The organism is Herbiconiux dendrobii (assembly GCF_052048175.1).
Classification (GTDB): Bacteria; Actinomycetota; Actinomycetes; order Actinomycetales; family Microbacteriaceae; genus Herbiconiux.
Genome location: NZ_JBLZQV010000002.1, coordinates 13,455 through 33,260, shown reverse-complemented (window position 1 = coordinate 33,260; position 19,806 = coordinate 13,455). Strand labels below are relative to the sequence as shown.

The window sequence follows — 19,806 nt, the reverse complement described above, 5'->3', positions numbered from 1 at the left end:
GGTGCTCCTATCGGGTGAGGCCTTCCGGCCATGGGGGAGGGGGCGGGGGTTTGCGCATGTCGATGTGGTCGCGGAGCTCGTATATGTAGTCGTCGCGGATGCGTTCGCGTTTGCGGGCGGCAGCGTCTCGGTCGTCTACTTTCTTCTCGAGCGCTTCGATTTTCGCGTCGGAACGGGCCTGTTGTTCCTGTAGTTGGTCGATGAAGGTGTTCTCTTGCGTTCCCCGCTTGTTGATCTTGGTGGTGATGTACGCGGCAGAACCGCCGATCACTGAGACGATCAGTGGTACGAGGAGGGGGAGCCAGTCCTGCATGGGCTACTCCTGAGGCTCGGTCGGCTTCCCTCGGCTGCGGGTGCGTGCGGAGAGGATCATGATGATGACTGCCGGGAGCAGGTATGTGGATGCGCTGAGCCATTGGCGGGAGGGTTCGCCTGCGGCGATGTCGAAGAACCATCCGATCGTGTAGGCGGCACCCCAGGCGGTCATCATGCCGGTGAGCATGCCCCAGGCGAGCGCGTCGGCTTTCGAGAATGCTCGCAGGATGCAGCCGATGCCGACGATGATCCAGATGCCCGCCCAGACCTCGATGGAGGCGAAGGAGGAGATGAGGGCGAGCCCCCCGGGGAGTTCGCCTGGGGGGCCGCCGAGGGGCGTGTAGGCGATGCCGCGCACAAAGCAGTACGCGCCGCCTACTAGGAGGGCGACGCCGCGCCCTCCGTTGATTTGTGGCAGGTTCATGCCGTCCCCTCTCAGGGTTGAGAGGGTCAGCTGCGCCACTCGGCGCCAGGCTTGGCCGCGCGGAGGTCGGCCGCAGTCACGCCAATGCCGTTGTTGGAGAAGGTGATCACCATCTCCTCGGTGGTCGAGGAGATCGCCATCTCGTCGATGGTGCCGGTGTCGCGGAGGGCAACGTTGATACGCGCCTCATCCACGATGTGCTTCGCGAAGCGCGGTGACACGAGGTACACCTTGCTCTGCTCCTTGTCCCAGTAGAGGACGCCGGCCCCGCGGCCGACCTCACGGGCGATGAACTTCTTCAGGTCTTCGGCGATGGTCATGAATTCTCTCTCTTCCAGCATTGCGAGGGTGATCGGGGTGGGTGCGCCGTTGTTCAGCGCCTCTTCGAGGGACGGGAGCGGGTGCGTCTCGTCGCCCCAGTTGGTGGCGTGCCACGACTCGTTGGCGATGTCGTGGTGGAGGCCGTAGCGGAGCGCGATGTTGCGGCGGGCCGGTATCCACGCATCCGGGCAAGCCCAGTCAACGGCGCCCACCTCGTCGTCTCCGTGCTTGGAGCCGCCCGGCGTTGCTGCGTTGCCTGGCTGGCCGAGATCGGTCCAACGCTGCTTCTCTTCGATCTGCCGCTCGTAGGTGCGGTAGATCTCGTTGACGATCAGCTTCGCGGGCGTCTCGAGCTCGAAGTCTCGCTTGGTGGCGTAGACGCGCTGGGCCATGTCGGGCATGGCGATGCAGCCGAAGATCTCGACCAGCGGCGGGGACGGCGCGCGGCCGTTGGGGTACGAGCCCATAAGTTCTCCCTAGAACGACGAAAGGCCCGCCGAATGGCGAGCCAGGTGATGGGTGGGGGTGCTGCCTAGGTCAGCAGCCCGGAGCGCAGCATGAGATCAGCGATCACGTTAGTGAGCGCCTGGTCGTTGTTGGTCAGCACGACGGCTCCCACGAGCCCGAGGTGTCCTCGGGTGATGGTCGTCGTGTAGTGACCGCCGATCTGAAGGCGGTTCGGGGCGGTACCGGCGCGGGTGATGGTGCCGGACCCGATCTGGACGCCCTTGTTGGAGATCTTCACGCTCGACCCGTCGTCGCGGAACGACTGCACAGCAGGAACCCCAGCGAGGGCGGCGCCAGCAACGGTCACGAGAGTCACCGAACCGGTGGACGGGGAGTAGTTGAACTGCTGCGACTGGTTCGCCGGGTTGTGACGGAACGGGTCGTAGTGCGGCGTCGAGGCGTGACCCCAGGACACCACGTAGAGGTCGGAGGTTCCGGCGTCTGCAACGGGCTGCTGCAAGAGCACACCCGATGCGGCCGTGGGGAAGGCGACGGATGCGCGCTGAAGGATATCGGTTCCGCGGAAACGGACGGCGGGTCGGCCGTTGATCTTCTCCACCGCGCCTGCGGTAACGATGCGCGGCTGAATCGACCCATCCGTGATCGACAGTGACGCAGCAATTGTGTCGTCGCTGATGTCCTGAGCGTTCCCGGACTGGTCGTACCAGACGTTCACCGATCCATCGCCGGACCCGCAGTGCGCCAGGAGCGCCGTCTGGTCGAGCTCGCCATTGGTGGTGAACCCAATATCTAGCAGAGCGCCGGAGGAGTTCCGGACCTTCATCGCTTTGCCGGCGTACCCCTTGCGAAGCCGGTGAGGGGCGAACGCCGCGAAGAGGCTCGTCACGGAGTCGAGAGAGTACCCGACAGACGGGAGCAGCGCCCCCGCGGGCTGGGAGCCGGGAACGGGCATGAAGCTGGGCATTGTGCGTCCTTTCTCAGACGACGTAGGTGTTGGAGAGGGACGTGCCGGCCGCGTTGACGGCCCGCACCCGCACGGTGATCGCCCCGCCAACAGGCGAAGCAACCGGGGCAGTGATGGTTGCTGCGACATCGAGGGCCGTGATCTGAGTGACACCTGTGGTCACCCATCCGGACGTAGCGTCGGTCGCGGTCGCGGACGGGTTCCAGTCGATGGAGTACGACTCCACCCGACCAATCGGCGCCTCCCAGGACACGAGCACGTTGGCGCCGACCCGGCGCGCGCCGAGGCGAAGCACCTGCTCCGGGGACTGCCCGGTCACGTTGCGGATGGCCCGCGAGTACGCGGCCACGTAGGAGCGCGCGAGACGGTCGTAGCCGGCCCGGTTGAAGTGAATGCCGTCAGGCCCCACCCACCCGTACTCGGAGGGCGCGAACGCGGTGCGGGTCTTTCGTCGCGGAAGGTCGATCAGAGCCGTGTTTCCGGTCTTCTCAGTCCACGTGTCGATGTACTCGCGGGCAGGCTGCCCGGCAATGAACGGGATGGTCTGGTCTCCGAGGTAGCCGCGCACACCGTCTACCAGCGGGTCGAGCATCGCGACGATCTCCGCGTACGGGTGCGAGCGGTCCGCCTCGAGCTGGTGCCACAGGATGCCGTCGATAACAACGGACTGGTACTTCGCGGCGGCCTGCACGAGAGTGAGGCCGATTTTGTTCAGCCACCCGTTGTACAGGTTCCCGCCAGCGGTCGGGTTCCACCGCTGCGCCGGGGTGGCGTCAGGGTGATAGAAGCCGGTGCCGCCGAGGGCGTAGAGGCAGAGGATGATGTCGTCGTTCGGGTACTTCTCCGCCATCAGCCGGCCGAACTCGAACACGAACCCCTTGCGCGCCACGGAGTCGGCCGAGATGATCGGGTCCGCGGCGGGCACAATCTTGCCCGTCGCGTCGGCCATGAACACGCGCGAGTTCGGCGGGTCGAGGTAAATGTTGGCCTCGTCTGCCTTGCCGACCGCGTTGGACTGGCCGCCGATTGCGAAGAACCGCGCCTGGCGGGGGCTCGCCGTCCCGAACCCAAACCGGGTGCCGTCCTTCATGACGCCCATCAGTACGGTGCCGGAGTCCTGGTAGTAGAGGGCCCACGCCCACACGGGCGAGTCGAGAACCACGACGCCGATCAGGTTCTCTGCGATGTAGCGGGGCACGCCTCCGTCAGCGCGGGACAGCAGCCAGGTCCCGGTGCCATCCCCGAAGGTGAGACCGAGCTCGGCGTCATACAACACCGCACCACCAGAACCGCCAACAGTGATCGGTACGCCGGCCTGGGTGATGGCAGCGTTCACGGCAGGAGGCACGGCAGCTGCCGTGGCGGTGGTAGCGGCAGCGGCCGCGGCTGCCACCACAGTTGCCGAGCCCGCTAGGCGCGCATCCACCCGTGTCTCGACCGCTGTGCGGCTGAGCGAACCATCAGCGTTGATGGCACCCGCGGTAGTGATGTCATCCGCGATCGAAAGTTCGCTTTCGGTGATCCAAGTGACCATCAGGCAATCGCTCTCTTGATAAGGGGCTTGCCGCCCTGGGCGATGGGGGATGTGTCGATCCACCGTTGGGTTGGAGTGGCGTTTGGAGGCGGCGTTGTTCCCACGTACAGAAGCGCCGGTGTACCGGGCGCCTGGATGAGGTCAGTGATCACGGCGTCGGTGTTGTAGACGCGCATCTTGGCGATGAACTGACTGAACCCAGAGTTGGGGTCAGAGGAGTCCTCGAGCCAGTCCGCGTAGACGTTGATCCACACGTCGGAGAGAGTTGGGTCGCCCGGCCGGAGGTTGTCTGTGCGTGTGAGGACTACAGAGAACGCTCCCGTTGTCGGGTTTGGCGTGACGTACTTCGGGGTGGTGAACATGATCACCCCTGCCGGGGAGATGGCTGCTGAGGAAAGCCGGAAGGCGAGGCGGGGGGCGTAGATGCTATCTACGACTTGAAGCCCGAGGTCCTTCCATGAGCCGGTGACTGTGGGCATGGGGCCTCCGTGAGGGGTTTTAAATAGGGCGCGGAAGCGTTACGCTTCGGGGCATGAAGAAGATGGGGCTTATCGCGGTCACGGCTTTGGCTTTGATGCTTGGCGGGTGCGCCGGTCAGACCGCCGTGGCGGGTAGCGAAACGCCTGTGACGGCGGCGCCCACCGCGGCACCCATCACCCAGGCGCCGGCCGAAGTCACCGAGACGGCATCGCCCTATGGCGACTACACGCAGGACGAGTTCTTCGTGAAAAGCGTCCAAGCGTTTTGGCGAGGGACCGTGCCGAGTGACGCTGAATTGATTGGTGCCGGCGTTGAGGCGTGCTCGCAGTTGAAAGCCGGAGCCGCCCGGGACGCCGTTGTGGCGGTGCAGGGCGATGGCGAGGATGCCGCGTTCAATAACAAGCGCGTGACTATCTCAGCGATTCAGGCATACTGCCCGGAGTATGATTCCTAGATCACGACTTTGAATTTGCTGTCGGCTGGGTCGTAGTAGACGTTCGCCGCGACGCCACTCTTCGACTGAATGCCTTCGTTGACGATCTGGCCGCCCACCACTACGTCGTCATTGGCAATCAGGTCTCCGAATGCCGTCACATCGCCGATCGAGTTGATGTCGCCGGATGCGTAGATGTTCTTGCCCGTGAAGTCGCCGGCAGACACCACGTTGACGGCGTTCAGGTAGAGGACGCCTACCCCGCCTACGTCGATCTGTCCGCCGAACCCTCCACCCGGGGTGAGCGTCAAGTTTCCGACCTCAATTTTGCCGCCGCCGCGAACGACGATCGGTCCGTCTTCCACGGTGATCGAACCGCCCGGCGCCACGAGCAGGTTGTTGAGCAGCCGCGTCAACCCAACGATGTCCACACCGCCAACAAGGCGGGTCGGTCCGTTCTGCTCGAGCTCGCCCGAGTTGGTGAATTTGCCAGAGTTCGAGAACGGCCCGGAGTTGGTGAACGGGCCCGTATTCGAGAATGGGCCCGAAGTTGTGACCGACCCGGTAAACAGAATGGTTCCGATCCATTCGAGCACCGCGCCGGCCATGCCCAACAGCTTGCCGCCGTAGAACTGGAAGAGCCCCTGCGTCACCGACGAGTTACGGGTGGGCGCGTTCCGCTCGAGCGCTTTCACCCGGTCAAACAGTTCTGCAATCGGGTCGTCGGTATCGAGGTCATGGATGATGCCCAACTCAGATCACCTGCACTCTCAGATCCATCTTGTTCTTCGTGGTGTGGGTGGAGCCGATCACGCGGAGACTGATCCAGCCGGGGTCGATCATCTCGTCGCCCATCGAATAGACCCTCACTGGGGAACCGTTTTGAAGCTGCGGCATCACCTTCTTGGCGAGAACCGAGATGGTGTACTGCGTGGTCGGCGCCTTGAATGCGGCAACCTCTGCGGACGCGAGAACGTTGAGTTCGTCAACGGACTCGATCTTGGAGAATGCCTTCGCGATGTCACGGGAAGGGATTCCTCCGGCTACCGCTACAGTCGCGGCCTCACCATGCGGGCGGTTGACCTCAGCACCGTCACCTGGGGTGAACGAGCCGGTCTGGATTCGACCTCCCGACCATTTCTTCCGCAGACCGATAGCTGACGGCGCCAAAGCCGCTTTCGTGAGCTCAATGGCGTTGCCCCAGAGTTTCGGTGCCCAGTCCGGAGCAATCCGCACCTCGAACTCGAGGGTGCCTGCCGAAGACCATCGCGGCTGGAAGTCCACGTCACCGGCAACGTTCTGGTGTTCGGTGATGGCCGTTTCTATGTCGTAGAACTTGTAGTTCGGGAACTCGACCGTATGGGGGCCTGCCTCGGACGCGGCGGGTAGGTACACGGGCAGATCCCAGACGGGGGATAGGTTGCCTCGGGTGCCGCGGTTGATGAGTTGGTACATGATGCCGCGCCGTGACTGGCCCACACAGGTGAGGGTCCCGCCCGCGTACGTACCAATCCCGAAAGGCATGCGCGCCGCGAGCATTGCCCGGAACTCGACGGTATCGACATCAACTATTCCGGTATCGCCTCGCCACTCTGCATCAGTGATGTAGCCGGCGTATTTCGGAACACCATCCCAGCACTTCACCACCAGGCGGCGCCAATCGGCCGCGAACAGGTCTTGGTTCTGCGCCCGGCTGGTCTTTGCCCCTCGGAGAAGGAACGAGTGTGACCCGTCACCTACCCCGTTGAGTTTGGGCGATGAACGGTCGGCCACGCACCGAGCCCGGTACAGCTTCCGCCCCGAGGAACCATCAACTATCCACCATGACCACATCAGATCCACGTGTTTCGGTTCAGGACCGTCATGACGGCGTTGTTGCCATTCGGGTCAATTGTGTGGCGGGTACGCACGCCGGGCGGACATACCCAGGAATCTGCCTCAGGGGTCTGACCGATGAAGAGCACGTTGTCGATGATCAACTCACCGGTCTCAATGTTCAGATAGTGAGGGTGTCCGCTAACGAGGTCCTGTTCGACCAGCCAACGGCGGCCACTGGGGCCGTAGACGCCGTACGTGTTCGTCCCGGCACCAGAGACCTTGATCACTGGCGAGGAGGGGAACGAGCCCCGGTTGATGACATCTACAATGCCGCCCGTGTACTCCTCCAAGTCCCCGAAGATGCGGGGGTCCGGTGCGCGAAGAGCAAGCTCCCAATCGGCGCGGGCCGGGTACGTGTCCTCAAACGAGGCGGACTGTAGGCGGACGCGCGCCCACCGCCGCTCGCCCTCGTCTTCGATCGTTACTCGGCCCAGCGACCCATCCGCGAGAACACCAGAGAAGCGGTCGCTCATCCGGTTGCGTTCGGCATTATTCGCCGCCACCACATATCCGGAGGATTCGATGATGCGGCGTCCACGGTACACGGGAAGGTCGTATTCCCCGTGTCCCTCTTCTACTTCGATGGACTCGCCTCGCACCCCGACCGAGCCGGGCTTCCACCCGGCCAACCGCTCGAGGTTGAATCCGCGCGAGAATGCTGGCTGGGACACCGCCTTCCAGCGGTTGTTCACAGACTGAGTGACGGTCATGCTTTCTTGCCCCTCAGTCGCTTAGCTGTCTGCCTGCCGGTCTCGTACCCGATCTCGTACGGGTCTGCGTTGCCGTCCACCTTTACTTCGACGTTCACGTTGGTGTCTCCACCAACGGTCGAGATGGTGTCCCCAGCACGCCCACCATCGGCGAACGACTGAGCCCCGGCCGGCGCGAGCCCGTAACCCATCTCCGCAGCCGCAGCCGCAAGAATCTGGGTGGAACGGCCACGCTTCGAAGGGGCCATGGGGATGTAGTACTCCCCGCCCGTTTCTGGTTCCGCCCACACCCGCATGGTGCCGGCGCGAGCGAACTGGGCGATGTGGTTTTCACGGCCGCCGTTGGCGTAGAAGTTGACCTTCCCGCCATCAGCCTGCGCCAGCTGGGCGTACGCCTGACCGGTGTACCTGGCCGCCGAAGCAGCCAACCCCTTGTCGCCCCCGGACGAATCCAGAAATAGGTCAGCAGTGATCTTGATGCCGTTGTATTTCGCCACGAACTGATCGATCGCCGCCGAAGCCGCCGCCGTCGAGGCCAGCAGTTCCACCTGCTTCGCGTCCGGGATGCCGTACACCTTGTCGGTCAGCAGTTGCGCAGCATCCGCGCTCCCAGTGAGGGCAAGGATCTGGTCGTACAACTCCTGGCGGCCGGTCTGCAACGCACCGATGTACTTATCGGTGGCATCCTTCGAGGACATCGTTTTCTGGTCGAGCACGAACTGCGCCTCGGCTGCCGCCTGAGAATCAGCAGCCAGCCCGCGGAACATGTCCGCGTTGGCGGCACCCGCAGCAGTGGACTCATCCACCGATGTGGAGTAGCCCTCCGCCCCAGCCTGAGCCTCGGCAATGGTCTTCTGCACATCCTCAAGAGACGACCGGTACGCGGCATTCGAGGACACGGCGTCCTGGCCGACATCATTCGACTTGTTCACCACGTCGAGCAACTGCTGCAACTGATCCTGAAGCGAGCTCGACGCATCAGCGGCAGCCAGGTAGGCGGCAGCAGCCGTGTCGGTTGAGACCGCGTTCTGCTCGGTCGCCTCGGTGTCGTCCTTGGTGACCTTCGCCTTGTCGGCGTGCAGAGTCGTCGCTTCCTCAACCGCGACGCCCTCGGCCTCGAGACCGTTGCGGAGGTCCCGGTTCACTTGGATGTACTCCGACATGGTGAGGCCCGAAGCCTTCAGCTTTGCGTCGAAGTCGCCCCTATCCACGTTCGTGGAGGACGGGTCGTAGGTGACCTTACGAACCTCTTCGAGGGCCTTCTTGTTTCCAAGAGCAGCCTCGGTCACAACATCGAGGGACAGGCCGAGCTTCTTCGCAGCGGATGCAGCGGAGTCGGTGTTCTCGAAGATCCACCAGCCGCCCTTCGCCTGAAGGTTGTCCGCGGCCATAGCCCGGGTCGTGTTGGTGATCGCACCCGTCACGTCATCAAGCGACGACTCGTACGTCTTCGCCTTCGCCGTTGCCTCCGCCTGGGATGCGGCGAACGCGCCAACCACCAGAATGGCGGCAGTGAACGCAACCGTCGCCACACCCAAGCCGACAGCGATTCGGCGGGTCACAGCGGCCGTGCGAGGTGCGGTCTCGTTCAGGACATCGAGTTGCTTGCGAACGTCCATGACCTTCGGGAACAGCACGAGGAACGCGCCGGCCATCAGTGTCAGACCGGCTGCGCCGAGGCCCACCCAAAGGGTGGTTTCCTGCAACGGCTGAGGCAGTTGGCCGAAGAAGTCAACCGCGCCCGTGACCAGCTGAACCATGTCGCGGAGCACCTCGTTGGCGCCAGACCCGGACTGGATCAGCACCGAATCGAAAGCACCACCGAGACGCTCAATGTCACCAGTCAGGTTGTCGGTCATCCGCCAGGCCTGCTCAGCGGCGTACCCCTGATCGGACACCTTCTGCGTCCACTCGGCGACGCCCTTCGAGCCTGAGGCGTACAGCACTCCGGCCGCATTAGCCGACTCAGCACCGAAGATGGCGCCGAGAGCGGCGGAACGGGTCTCCTCGTCCAGCCCGCCGAGGGCTGACTGAAGCTGACCGGCTACCCCCTGCATGCCGATGAACTTGCCCTGAGCATCAAACACGTTGATGCCGTACTGCTTCATCGTCTCCGACGCCTTAGCAGTCGGGGCGGTGATCGAGGAGATAACCCCTCGGAGGCCGGTACCGGCCTTCTCGCCGAGGATGCCATTCGAGGCAAACAGGGCAAGGGTGCCCACAGTCTGGTCGAGTGGCACATTGAGGCGCGCGAAGGTCGGACCAACGTACTCGAGCGCAAGCGCGAGGTCATCGACGGAGCCCTGCGCTTTGCCCGCACCAGCGGCGAGAAGGTCAGAGACCTTGCCCGCGTCTTCACCCTTGAGCTTGAACACGGTCAGGGTGGTGGCCGCGATCTCGGCGGCACGAGCAATGTCGAGCTCGCCGGCAGCTGCCAAAGCCAGAGAGGCGGTCAGCCCGCCGCTGAGGATGTCATCGACCGAGACACCCGCCTTAGCGAGCTCGGTCTGCGCGTCAGCGGCCTCACGTGCGGAGAACACCGAATCGGCGCCGGCCTGTACGGCGGATTCGCCGAGGGCCTTCTGCTGTTCCGCTGTCGCCATGGTTGCCGCAGCAACACGAGACATGCCCTGCTCGAAGTTCGCGTACGAGCCGATCGCCATGCCGCCAACGAGGGCGATAGCTGCGCCGATCCCGAGGAGGCCAACACCGATCGACTTCGCCGCATCCGTGGCAGAGACGGCGGTCTTGGTGCCATCGTCCCCGAGGGAACGAATCTCTTCGCGGAGCGATTTGACCTTCGGCTTGGTCTCGTCTGCCTTCTTACCAATGGCCTCTTCGGACTTGGCCGTGGCGTCGAGGGGAGCCTTCGACTCCTTGGCCTTCTTACCTAGCTGGTCAACCTCGTCACCAGCCTTGGAGACCTTCTCGGAGGACTCCTTGGCTTTGGTGCCGAGCTTCTCAACTGCCTGCTCGGCGTCAGCGGTGTCCTTCTTGAAGACCGCCGCGCCCTGCATCAGAATTTGGTAGACGATCGCGCCTGTGTTCAACCGCCATCACCTCTTTCCGCAACCAAGTGCCATCGAGTGAGAGAAGTCGCCGGATGGCGGAGCGGATGTAGTGCCATGTGTGAGTGTCGAGTGCCTGCGCGAGGTCGCGAATGAGGCCCGTTTGCGAGAGGTCGAGTTCGACTTCGCCGTGTAGCTCGCCCATGATGAGCGGCCACACGTCGTGGACTTCGGGTCCTACCGGCCCTTTTTGGGCTTCCGGGACTGCTTGTTTGAGGGCAGCCTCGCGACTGTCGGCCCATCCTGGGGGGAACTTGTAGGCGACGTATTCGCCTGTTTCAGGGTCAGGGTCACCGATTCCGTACTGGGCGATGTCACGAGTGGTGAGAGCCCCAAAGTCTGCACCAGTGACCCCAGTGCTTTTAGGCCGCCTTCGTAGCCACCTCCGGCGCCGATGTAAATGTTCACGGCGTCGATCTCGAGGACGGTCTGCCAGAAGAACGCCGGGTGCAGGACATCCTGCGCGGCCCTAGTGGACAGTTCCCGCTCGAGGCGGGCGTAGTTCGTGCGCTGCTCGGGCGGGAGCGGCACAAGCCGTTCCTCGTCGCCATCGCCTTCCCACCGGCCGCCATCTACGGAGATCATCAGAATCTCTTCCATGCGCGTAGCGGGAAGGTCGCGGTTGAGCGTTCGGATGTATTCGAGGGTCAACTGCTTACCCATGCGCCCAGGGAGGGCGGGGATGACATACGGCTGTAGGTCATCCCGCCCTTCGATGGTGATCGCTAGGTCGCACCCCTGCCGTGCTACCGAAATCATGCGGATCAGGCCGCCGCGTAGTTGAAGGCGGTCGAAGCGCCGGCCGCGTTCGTGATCACGATCGGCGCCGCACCAGTGACACCCGTGGGGATGATCGCCGTGAGGGTGCGGGCGTCGATGACCTGGAACTTCGGGGTCGCCTGCCCGTCGATCGTGAGAGACACGGTGCCGCCGAACTTGTACCCGCGGATCACGATCACGTCACCCACCGTCTTACCGGCCGGGGTGAGAACCGACTCGATCAGGGGAACGCCGGTGCCTGCGATGGGCGACACGATGTCGGCCACGACACCATCGGAGGTGAGGGTGAAGGTGGAGCCGAGCTTCTCGTTGTAGGCGTTGAACTGGTCAACGGCGGTCACGGAGAAGGTGCCCTCGTGGGCGGGGAGCGCGGAGTCGTAGGCGTCGAACCAACGGAAGTCGGCCTTGTTGCCTGCACCGTTTGAGTTGGCGATGTTGAGGAGCTCCACGTACCACTGCATGGCCGCGGCAACAGCCTTCGTGACGGGGTTGCGGACAACCTCCACGTTGAAGGACACCACCCAGGAGTCGCCGATCTTCTCGACGGCGGGGAGGCCCTTGTTGCCGTAGTTCTCGCGGGTCTGCGTGACGGGGGTGGGGACGGGGTTGAAGTTGTTGGCGTCACCGAGGATGGTCTCGTAGACGCCGTTGCGCTTCATCTGAAGGATGCGCTCGAAAGCGTTACCGAGGGTGCCATCGGTAGGCACCATCGCATCAATGATGGTGGTATCCGGCATCATTTCTTCTTTCTGTGATGGTTGGTGCCCGCGACGGGGCGTGGGTTATCCCAGGCTTGGGAGGTTCTTAGGGGACGATGTGTCGGCCGTGGAAGTGGAAGGTGAGGAAGTAGCCGGTGCGGCCCTGGGTGTCGGCGCTGATGAACAGGGACGAGTTGAGGAGCACCTTCTGGAATGACAGCCCGCCGAGGATGACGTTGTGGCGGTCGTGATAGTGGTTCCGGAGTTCCTCGAACTGGTTCTCAGCGTCCGTGCGCCCACCCTTGAGGCGGGTGGTGAACTGCACGGGGGTGACCCGGTTTCCGCGGCCCTCATCGAAGGGGGTGAGGGTCGTCAGCACAATGCACCGGTCGAAGGTGGTCGGCAGTTCGGGCCCAGCGGTCACCACGCCCGGCAGGGCGGCCGTAGAGGCGTTGGTGTACGCCGCGGTCGGCTGGTAGATTCCCAGGCCGTTAGCGTCCAGATCGGCGGCTATCGCTTTCTTCAGCAGCACCGGGTACGAGTCAGCCACCGCGGCCTTCCTTTCGGATGATGCCCACGAGCTCGTCTTTGTTCTGCTCGGCGGGTTCGGAGAGGTAGTGGGAGGAGCGGCCGTTCTGGAAGTTGCTGTTGCCCTTGTACTTGCGGCCGAGGGAGTCGATCAGTGGTTGGTCCTCATGCCAGCGGGCGGCTTTCACATCGTCGTAGACGACATCTGCGGACTCGTCCGCGTCCGTAGCGGGATCGACGTGACCCGAGTTGCTGAGATCGCCGTCCTGGAAGGGGACCTTCGCGGAGGACAAGGCCAGCAGCCGTTCGGCGGCCTTGTTCTGCCCGACCACGAGCCTGACGAGGATGTCGTCAGCTACCTGCCCGATGGAGACCGTTTGCTGCACTCGCGCCCGGTATCCCATGGGGTCTCCTATTCGAGACGCAACTCCACGTGAGACGGGGTGCGGCGGTAGTCGTAGAAGTCGGAGGCGATGACCTCGGAGGTGCGCTCACGGGGCGTCCCCGGCCACACAGTCACGAGGGAGCCGGGCGCGGTGTCATCACCGGGGAGCAGCACCACGAACGTGCTCGAGGTGACTTCCTGACCGGAGGTACCAGACGTTGCGCGGCGGTCCACGACGAGCTTCGCTTTCTGCTCGACATATGCCGGGACGGCTATATCCGGGTCGGAGTAGGTGGGTCCTTCAGCACCCTCGCCGGCTAGGCGGGTGATGTTGACGCGGTGTGGGAGGTGCCGTTTCTGAAGGCGTGGCATCAGTACCCCAGACTGTTGGACAACCCTGCGTTACGCAGGATCGTGAGCGCCTTCCGGCCGGTGCGTGAAGCAGTCTCGTCACCGGATGCGACCCTGGACGAGGTTGTGCCGAGAGACACGGAACCGATTGACACGGCGCCCGCGTTCGCGTCCACGCCCATCGAGTCGCCTGTGCCCTCCCAGTACTCGGCCACGGCCACGGTCGCCTCTGTGAAGGCGTCCGAAATGTCGGGGTCGGTGGGGTAGCCGTCGTCATCGGTGGCGTACAGGGCGAGGCGGGTCAGGGACTCTATCTCGATGGACGCCGACCGGAGCCGCTTGTTGAGACGCGCATCGTTCTCGCCCGGGTCCTGGAATGGTTCCTCGGCGAGGTCCTCGTAGTCGCTCGCGGTCGCGTACACACGCTGCGCCATGCTCAGCCCTCGATCTTCAGGATGCCCTCAGCGGGCACCACGACAGCCTTCGACTTGTGCGGCTTCGATTCCTCGATACCGAACTCGTGCTTCTCGTAGTAGTCCCGCAGGACCGGCTTGCCGTGAAGGTTCACCTCGGCCACACCATCAACGAACACGACACCCCCCACCTGCGGGCGGGTCTTCCCGGGCTGCGGGTTCGGGTGGGTGATGCGCGCCATGATGTGCCTCCTGAGAGTCGTTTAGGGTTTGCTGCTCCCGCAGGATTCGAACCTGCGACCGACCGCTTAACAGGCGGTTGCTCTGCCGCTGAGCTAGAGAGCATTGGTGGGCCAGCCCGCCTTGTGGGAAGGCTGGCCCGGATGGTGTTAGCGGGCGTTCGGGGGAAGGTCCGTCTGGTCCTTCACCTCGCCGTCCTTCGGGTCGGTGCTGTCATTGACGAGCGCCTCACCCTCAGGGGTGGTCACACCCTTGTAGGGGGTGCCTCCCGGCTTGATCGCGTTCCAGATCTCGTCCTTGCCCTTCGCCTTGCCGAGATCGATCTTGCGATCAGCCGCGTACGCGGTGAGCTCCTTGACGGTCCACTTGTCGGACGGATCGCCCAGCGGGTAGTCCCGCTTCACGTCCTCATCGACCACACCGGCCACCTTGTAGCCCTGACGATCGAAGTAGCTCAGCGCCGCCTCGTCATCGGTGTGGCCGACACCATCGGTGAACTGCACGCCGACGACGGAACCGTTGAACCCCTCTACGGGGGACTCGATCTTCTGCTTCCCCATGGTCAGTTCACCTTCACGTTCCGCAGCACGGCGGCTGCCTTGGTTGCCTTGAGCGCCACGGCTACGGGGCCCATCTCGACCTCACCCTTCTTGACCGCCCCGGCGACGGAGAAGTCAGGAAGCCAGGTCTGGATGATCTGCCCACCCACGATGGAGACACCGTGGAAGCCATCGATGCCGACACGGTAGGCGTACAGGTCGGTGAGGCCCGTGGCTGCGGAGCCGCCGACCGTCGCCGAACGAATCGGGATGATCGGGTTGTTGGTTCCGGGCTTGTTGCCCGGGTCGGCGAAGATCACGCCACCGTAGGTCTCGCGCTCCACCGGGCGACCGTTGTCGCCGATCAGGTCTTCCACCGGGTTCTTGGTGTACTGGCCTGCGCGGCGGGCTGCGGCACGAACGCGGGCAAGTGCACGCGAGTTGCCGAGGATCACCGTGGGGGTGCCGTCGAGGAGCGACAGGAACTCATCGATCTTGTCGAGGGCCTTGTGCTCCGCACGCGGGTTGGTGTCGAAGTCCGACCAGTCGGTCACAGCCCCGGTACCGATCTCGGTGGTGGAGCCGGTGAGGGCCTTGTCGAGGCCGTCGAAGCCGTTCGCGTCAGTCGCCACGTCGCCGTTGATCACGGCGTCCTGGAACTTGGTCCGCGTGGACTTGATGGTCTGCGACAGGTTCAGAGTGACCGCGCCGGAAGCGGAGGGGCCAATCTTCGCGATCACACGGTCCACCTCGAACGAACCACCCAGAGGGGTCAGGTTGACCGTCTTCTGCTCAGTGGTGACGTGCTCGGGCGTGTACTCGGTGTTCAGCGCACGGAACGATGCGTTGCGCTGCGTGAGCAGGCGACGGTAGCCATACGTGAGCGTGGCACCTCCACCCGCGGGGTTCACGGCGTCATCGAAGATCAGCGAATCGATGATCGCCGACTCCTTGCGGAACTCGTCAATGACGGTCAGGTCCAGATCGGTAGTCGAGTTGGACTTACCTTCTGCGATAGTTACGGGCATTTCATCTCCTTAGGGAGCTAGCTGGCGAGAGCCGCTTTTACGGCCCCGTCGAGGGTGAGTTTGGGTCGTGCTGCCTGGCCGCCCTGATGCCCACCACCGCTTGTGGAAGGAATTGCTGGTGCTGCCTTGAACGCCGAGTTCTTCTCGAGCGCTTTCTCGATCGCCTCTTTGACGGCTTCCTCTTTCGAGAGGTCAACGTCGGCGAAAGTCTTCATGAAGCTGGTGGAGTCCAGCAGGAGGTCCGCGTTGGCGCCGTATTTGGAGGCGTTGCGGAGTAGGTGGTTCTCGCGTTCGAGCGAGGTGGAGCGGCCTGCGAGAGTGTCGCGCTCGGCCTGGGCTTCTGCTGCTGTTTTCTCGGCGGCTTCGCGGGCTTCTCGGGCGGTCTTGTTCTCGGCGCGGAGCTCGCGAACGTACTCGTCGGGGTCGCCCTTGTAGTTGATGGGGGCGGGCGCGGCAGGAGCAGGTGCGGCGGGAGCCGCGGGTGCAGCCGGCGCGGGTGCAGCCGGCGCTGCGGGTGCGGCAGGTGCCGCTGGGGCGTTGCCGTTCTCTCCGTCTTCGAAGCGGATGCCTCGGAGGTCGTGGAGGGTGCGGCCGATGGTCGCGAACCCGTCAGCGTCACGGCGTGCCGGGTGGATGGTGTGGTTCTTCAAGTGAGCCTCCTGCTCGTGTGCCCCCACCCCTGCGGTGGGAAGTGTTGGGTCCCACGCCACGGGGGTTGCAGGGCCCGCCCATGACGTGAGAGAAGTTGGGCACTAGAAGCGGGGCCGGACGGCATCTCACCGTCGATGCTGGGCCAACTGAATGGCTCTACTCCTGGCCCCGCTCTAGGCGGGCGCAGCCATGGGCCGCGCGTTTGAACGCTCGTTGTCGTCTCTTCGGGTGAGCTACCCGGCAATGGGGGAAGAGTGCCCCTGGACGTTTGGTGAAGGTGCCGCCGGCAGTGAGGCGAGCGGCACCTGTCAGATATGTGGCGCCGCGATGGGCGCCGAGTTGCCCCACGCGGGCGTGGTGGCTATCCGTCAGCGAAGCTCAATTGCTCCCTGGCGGAATTCCGTTTCCGCCCCGTGGCCGAGAGATGGTCACGCATGCGGGTTTGCAGTTCCTTGATGTCGCGGCGTGCACGCTGTGCCGTCACCGGGTCACCCGCAGTGGATAGGCGCCGTTTCGCGGCCCGAATCTCGCGCTCAATCTCTCGTTGCCGTTCCCGCGCCTCTTCGGCCTTCGGGTCGTACTTGAAATCGGCCTGGGGGTTCCGCAGGCCGGGCAGAACGGCGACGAGCTTGTGGGTGCAGTTCGGGTGACCGAACCCGGCGTTACGCGCCTGCTGTACCGTCCCCGCAATGACCAGAGTGACCTGGCGGTCGTCCGTGGCGTGCGGGAGCGTCACAACGCCCGTGGTGCCGTCCGTGGACAGGTTCTTACCCACCCACGGGGCGCACAGTTTGCACGACGACACCGCACCCACAGGGGTGACAATGTTCAGGCCGGACTGTTGCATCCGCCAGGTGCCCGCATCGTTGAACGCGCGAGCCACTGAGGTGCGGCCGGCCATCTCCGCGTACGTACCGATCCGCCAACGGCGACCCTTCGCGTCCACGAACCCGTCAATACCCTCAGTCAGGAACGACTGCACGGCCTGGCGTTGCGCCAACTGCCTGGTCTGGGCGCCCAGCAGCACGTTGGTGGAGGTCATCGATACGATGCGCTGGTAGGCGTCCTGCGGGAACCGGGTGATGCGCGCGTTCAACACCTCGAGCCGGGATTGCAGCGAGAGGGTGACCTGCGCGACGGCCTGCGAAGACGTGCCCGTGAGCGTGGTGGTCTTTGGCAGTTTGCGGGCCGTCGCGAGCCTGTGTGCGGCTTCCGCTTCGCCCTGCTGGGCGGCCACGTCGATCACCTGTTGTGCGAGGCGTTCTTCGCGGATGCGGGCCACGGTCTGTTGAGCGAGATAGTTGAGGTCGCGGATGGATTGGGCGCGGTGTGCGGCTAGCTCGGCCAACTCCCGGTTGCGGTTGATGGCGTAGCGAAGGCCTGCACGGTCGGCGTCCTCAGCACGGGCCAGCTTGGCCTGCAACTCGATATCACGGTAGGCGCGCTGCGCGATCTCTTGAATGAGAGCGTCTTCGGCGTTCACGTACCGTTCGGAAAGCATGAACCCGAGATCATCGATGAGGTCTTCGGAGGTGATGTCAGGGTCGGGTACGTAGAACGCCACGCCAACCCCTCACTCAGTCTGTTTGCGGGCCCGACCTGCACAGGCACGGGTCACAGATGCGGCACTCAATCGCGTCAGCGGCAGCAGTCACAGCGGCGACATCAGCGTTGATGGCACCCTTCGGAGTCTCCCAGTCGGGGCGGTGCGGGTTCTGCTCCCTATGACCCGACCACAGCGCGTCAGCCATGAGCTCGCACGAATCGGACTAGCTCAACGAGGTCGCCATGCCCATCCACACAGGCGTCCGTGAGGTCGTCGTCCTTGATCACGAAAAAGTCGAAAGGCCCGCCGTGCACGTAATCGTGGGCCATGCGATCGTGGAGAGCACGAGCCACCTCTTCGTCGGAGGGCTTACTCATCGTCTTCTCCCACGTGGTCGTCGGTGGGCAACTGCCACTCGCCTTCGCCATCCCAGGGACGCTGCATGATGTGTGCCTCATTACGGGCAACATTCTGCCCATCGAAGGGTGGAACGGATAAGCCGAGCACTAATACTCAGCGATATGAAGCGGTGAGCTTATGCCAGAGCAGGAGCCACCAAGGGGCGTGATCTACGACGGGTTGATGACACACCCGGCATCGCCAGTCCCAGTACGACGGGCCCGGCCAGGCGGCGTGCATGATCGGGCGATCCACATATACGCGGTCTCGATCGTCACACCACACGGAGGTCGTCCCACTCGTTATCGGCCGTGGTGAACATCAGCATCCCCGACTGCGCCTGCTCACCCCGCAGGTTCGTGAACCACGAGGACCCACGATCCGAGGCAGGCCCCACGAACACATGCCGCGAGTCACCCGACTGGTAGTAGCGGAGGGAGTGGAAGTGGCCGGCGAGGAGGATGCGGGCCTCGGCAACAGGCATGCGCCCGTGCGACTGACCCTTCCACCATTCCCCGAGCTTGTCTGCGCTACCGGCCTGATGACCGTGGACAACACCGATTCGCGACCCGGAGGTTTCGAAGTACAGCGACTCCATGAACGGTTCCGGCGTCTGCACCTCCACGTGCCCGAACGCGGCCGGGTTCAACTGCAACGCCCTACGGATCATCTTGGCGATACCAAGGCCGTAGTCGGCGTGAGCATCACCAGCTGGTGCTTTCGGACCGAGACGCTGCGCCCCATGGTTGCTTGAGACCGCCGCGTACCGGACCTTGGGGGCCAACGGTGACAGAATTTCGAGACCCGTGAGGAAGATGTGATGCGCAACCTCCACCTGGGCGGGAAGGTCACGATCGTTCGTCCCCAGTTGGGAGGACGTGTTGTAGATGTTCTCGATCGGGTCGCCGGCATCCACAATGCAGATCTCGGCAGGCCGGAACTCGCGGGCGAACTCAGCCGCACGGGCGAAGGACTCGAGCGCTTGCACGCTGGTCTCCGCGGTGCCGCCGTTCCAATCGACCTTGCCTACCTGAAGATCAGACGGCATCACGACCAGCGACGCGGCCTGTACGGCTTTCACTGAGGGCTTGAACTCGAAGGTGCGGATACGGTCCAACACGGTCGCGAACTCTTGCGCGTCCTGGGTGCGGCGCCGGAACCGGGCCCGGTACGAGAACAGTTGCACCGTGTCCCGGTCACCGTTCTCGAGCCGCTTCGACTGCTCCCACGTGGACATCCGCACAGTGTCATCGATGATCTCGAACACGGCCGGGTCGAGGTTGAACCGTTCGAAGATCCCGGTCCAGTCCGTGACCGGCTTATCGGTCTGCACATCGGTGAACTCGCCACCATCAGAACCGACCTCGGCACGCCCCGTGAGCGTGTCTGACACGTTTTCAGGTGCGGCGGCAGGCTTCCGCTTGCCCACCTTCCCCACACGCCAGTCATGGGCCGTGGAACGAGCAACCCCGAACTCCGCCGCGATGTCCCGCTCCGACTTGGTGAGATCCGCTACAGCTTCAGCCCACGCCTGATTACCAGCCAGAGACACCAAAACGGCCTGCTTCCATGTGTGGACGAACGGTTACATCCGCTGATGTGAGCGAACGGTCACACGAGGATCAGACGGCGAAGCCGCCCAAACCAGACATG

The 19,806-nt window shown here is 64.0% G+C and carries 23 protein-coding genes and 1 tRNA gene; 1 reads left to right on the top strand and 23 read right to left on the bottom strand.

Annotation, left to right across the window (positions count from 1 at the left end):
• Positions 1 to 7 precede the first annotated feature (7 nt).
• The 6 genes from ACN4JJ_RS05115 to ACN4JJ_RS05090 all read right to left on the bottom strand — a co-directional run bounded on the left by ACN4JJ_RS05115 (position 8) and on the right by ACN4JJ_RS05090 (position 4,505).
• A complete protein-coding gene (locus ACN4JJ_RS05115; RefSeq protein ID WP_440708836.1) occupies positions 8 to 313 on the bottom strand; it encodes a hypothetical protein in 306 nt (101 codons plus the stop codon).
• Between the two features lie 3 nt (positions 314 to 316).
• Positions 317 to 739, bottom strand: a complete 423-nt coding sequence (locus ACN4JJ_RS05110) for a hypothetical protein (protein ID WP_440708835.1) — start codon at positions 737 to 739, stop codon at positions 317 to 319.
• Between the two features lie 26 nt (positions 740 to 765).
• Positions 766 to 1,527: a M15 family metallopeptidase domain-containing protein gene (locus ACN4JJ_RS05105; protein ID WP_440708834.1), complete on the bottom strand. Its 762-nt coding sequence runs from the start codon at positions 1,525 to 1,527 to the stop codon at positions 766 to 768.
• A gap of 65 nt (positions 1,528 to 1,592) precedes the next feature.
• On the bottom strand, positions 1,593 to 2,492 hold the full coding sequence (locus tag ACN4JJ_RS05100) for a hypothetical protein (protein ID WP_440708833.1): 900 nt from the start codon (positions 2,490 to 2,492) through the stop codon (positions 1,593 to 1,595).
• Between the two features lie 13 nt (positions 2,493 to 2,505).
• Positions 2,506 to 4,026, bottom strand: a complete 1,521-nt coding sequence (locus tag ACN4JJ_RS05095) for a sialate O-acetylesterase (RefSeq protein WP_440708832.1) — start codon at positions 4,024 to 4,026, stop codon at positions 2,506 to 2,508.
• Entirely contained in the window at positions 4,026 to 4,505 is a 480-nt protein-coding gene (locus ACN4JJ_RS05090) for a hypothetical protein (protein ID WP_440708831.1), read from the bottom strand. The genes ACN4JJ_RS05095 and ACN4JJ_RS05090 overlap by 1 nt, the downstream gene beginning before the upstream one ends.
• A gap of 53 nt (positions 4,506 to 4,558) precedes the next feature.
• Here ACN4JJ_RS05090 and ACN4JJ_RS05085 point away from each other — a divergent pair, with 53 nt between their 5' ends.
• Positions 4,559 to 4,960 (top strand): DUF732 domain-containing protein, encoded by a 402-nt coding sequence (locus ACN4JJ_RS05085; protein ID WP_440708830.1) that lies wholly within the window; start codon positions 4,559 to 4,561, stop codon positions 4,958 to 4,960.
• Here ACN4JJ_RS05085 and ACN4JJ_RS05080 read toward each other — a convergent pair.
• The 17 genes from ACN4JJ_RS05080 to ACN4JJ_RS05000 form a co-directional block, all read right to left on the bottom strand.
• Positions 4,957 to 5,691 carry a hypothetical protein gene (locus ACN4JJ_RS05080; RefSeq protein ID WP_440708829.1) on the bottom strand — a complete coding sequence of 245 codons (735 nt, stop codon included), beginning with the start codon at positions 5,689 to 5,691 and terminating at the stop codon, positions 4,957 to 4,959. The genes ACN4JJ_RS05085 and ACN4JJ_RS05080 overlap by 4 nt on opposite strands.
• Position 5,692: 1 nt before the next feature.
• Positions 5,693 to 6,712 carry a hypothetical protein gene (locus ACN4JJ_RS05075; RefSeq protein WP_440708828.1) on the bottom strand — a complete coding sequence of 340 codons (1,020 nt, stop codon included), beginning with the start codon at positions 6,710 to 6,712 and terminating at the stop codon, positions 5,693 to 5,695.
• A gap of 59 nt (positions 6,713 to 6,771) precedes the next feature.
• Positions 6,772 to 7,527, bottom strand: coding sequence for a phage tail family protein (locus tag ACN4JJ_RS05070; RefSeq protein ID WP_440708827.1), 756 nt, complete (start codon positions 7,525 to 7,527; stop codon positions 6,772 to 6,774).
• Positions 7,524 to 10,577: a phage tail tape measure protein gene (locus ACN4JJ_RS05065; protein ID WP_440708826.1), complete on the bottom strand. Its 3,054-nt coding sequence runs from the start codon at positions 10,575 to 10,577 to the stop codon at positions 7,524 to 7,526. Before ACN4JJ_RS05065 ends, ACN4JJ_RS05070 begins: the two co-directional genes overlap by 4 nt.
• Before the next feature lie 195 nt (positions 10,578 to 10,772).
• Positions 10,773 to 11,258, bottom strand: a complete 486-nt coding sequence (locus ACN4JJ_RS05060; RefSeq protein ID WP_440708825.1) for a hypothetical protein — start codon at positions 11,256 to 11,258, stop codon at positions 10,773 to 10,775.
• A 101-nt stretch (positions 11,259 to 11,359) separates the two neighbouring features.
• Positions 11,360 to 12,085 carry a hypothetical protein gene (locus ACN4JJ_RS05055; protein WP_440708824.1) on the bottom strand — a complete coding sequence of 242 codons (726 nt, stop codon included), beginning with the start codon at positions 12,083 to 12,085 and terminating at the stop codon, positions 11,360 to 11,362.
• Positions 12,086 to 12,179: 94 nt separating this feature from the next.
• On the bottom strand, positions 12,180 to 12,623 hold the full coding sequence (locus ACN4JJ_RS05050; protein ID WP_440708823.1) for a hypothetical protein: 444 nt from the start codon (positions 12,621 to 12,623) through the stop codon (positions 12,180 to 12,182).
• Positions 12,616 to 13,005 carry a hypothetical protein gene (locus tag ACN4JJ_RS05045; protein ID WP_440708822.1) on the bottom strand — a complete coding sequence of 130 codons (390 nt, stop codon included), beginning with the start codon at positions 13,003 to 13,005 and terminating at the stop codon, positions 12,616 to 12,618. The genes ACN4JJ_RS05050 and ACN4JJ_RS05045 overlap by 8 nt, the downstream gene beginning before the upstream one ends.
• An 8-nt stretch (positions 13,006 to 13,013) precedes the next feature.
• On the bottom strand, positions 13,014 to 13,220 hold the full coding sequence (locus ACN4JJ_RS05040; RefSeq protein ID WP_440708821.1) for a hypothetical protein: 207 nt from the start codon (positions 13,218 to 13,220) through the stop codon (positions 13,014 to 13,016).
• 137 nt (positions 13,221 to 13,357) lie between these two features.
• Complete coding sequence (locus ACN4JJ_RS05035; protein ID WP_440708820.1) at positions 13,358 to 13,771, bottom strand: hypothetical protein; 414 nt, start codon at positions 13,769 to 13,771, stop codon at positions 13,358 to 13,360.
• Between the two features lie 2 nt (positions 13,772 to 13,773).
• On the bottom strand, positions 13,774 to 13,992 hold the full coding sequence (locus ACN4JJ_RS05030) for a hypothetical protein (RefSeq protein WP_440708819.1): 219 nt from the start codon (positions 13,990 to 13,992) through the stop codon (positions 13,774 to 13,776).
• 31 nt (positions 13,993 to 14,023) lie between these two features.
• Positions 14,024 to 14,095 (bottom strand) — tRNA-Asn (locus ACN4JJ_RS05025).
• 44 nt (positions 14,096 to 14,139) lie between these two features.
• Entirely contained in the window at positions 14,140 to 14,550 is a 411-nt protein-coding gene (locus ACN4JJ_RS05020) for a hypothetical protein (protein WP_440708818.1), read from the bottom strand.
• 2 nt (positions 14,551 to 14,552) lie between these two features.
• The gene (locus tag ACN4JJ_RS05015) at positions 14,553 to 15,557 is read right to left on the bottom strand and encodes a major capsid protein (protein WP_440708817.1); all 1,005 of its coding nucleotides are present in this window, start codon (positions 15,555 to 15,557) and stop codon (positions 14,553 to 14,555) included.
• A gap of 17 nt (positions 15,558 to 15,574) precedes the next feature.
• Positions 15,575 to 16,207, bottom strand: coding sequence for a hypothetical protein (locus ACN4JJ_RS05010; RefSeq protein ID WP_440708816.1), 633 nt, complete (start codon positions 16,205 to 16,207; stop codon positions 15,575 to 15,577).
• 362 nt (positions 16,208 to 16,569) lie between these two features.
• Positions 16,570 to 17,772 carry a phage minor capsid protein gene (locus tag ACN4JJ_RS05005; RefSeq protein ID WP_440708815.1) on the bottom strand — a complete coding sequence of 401 codons (1,203 nt, stop codon included), beginning with the start codon at positions 17,770 to 17,772 and terminating at the stop codon, positions 16,570 to 16,572.
• Positions 17,773 to 18,427: 655 nt separating this feature from the next.
• The gene (locus ACN4JJ_RS05000; RefSeq protein ID WP_440708814.1) at positions 18,428 to 19,705 is read right to left on the bottom strand and encodes a metallophosphoesterase family protein; all 1,278 of its coding nucleotides are present in this window, start codon (positions 19,703 to 19,705) and stop codon (positions 18,428 to 18,430) included.
• Positions 19,706 to 19,806: the final 101 nt, after the last annotated feature.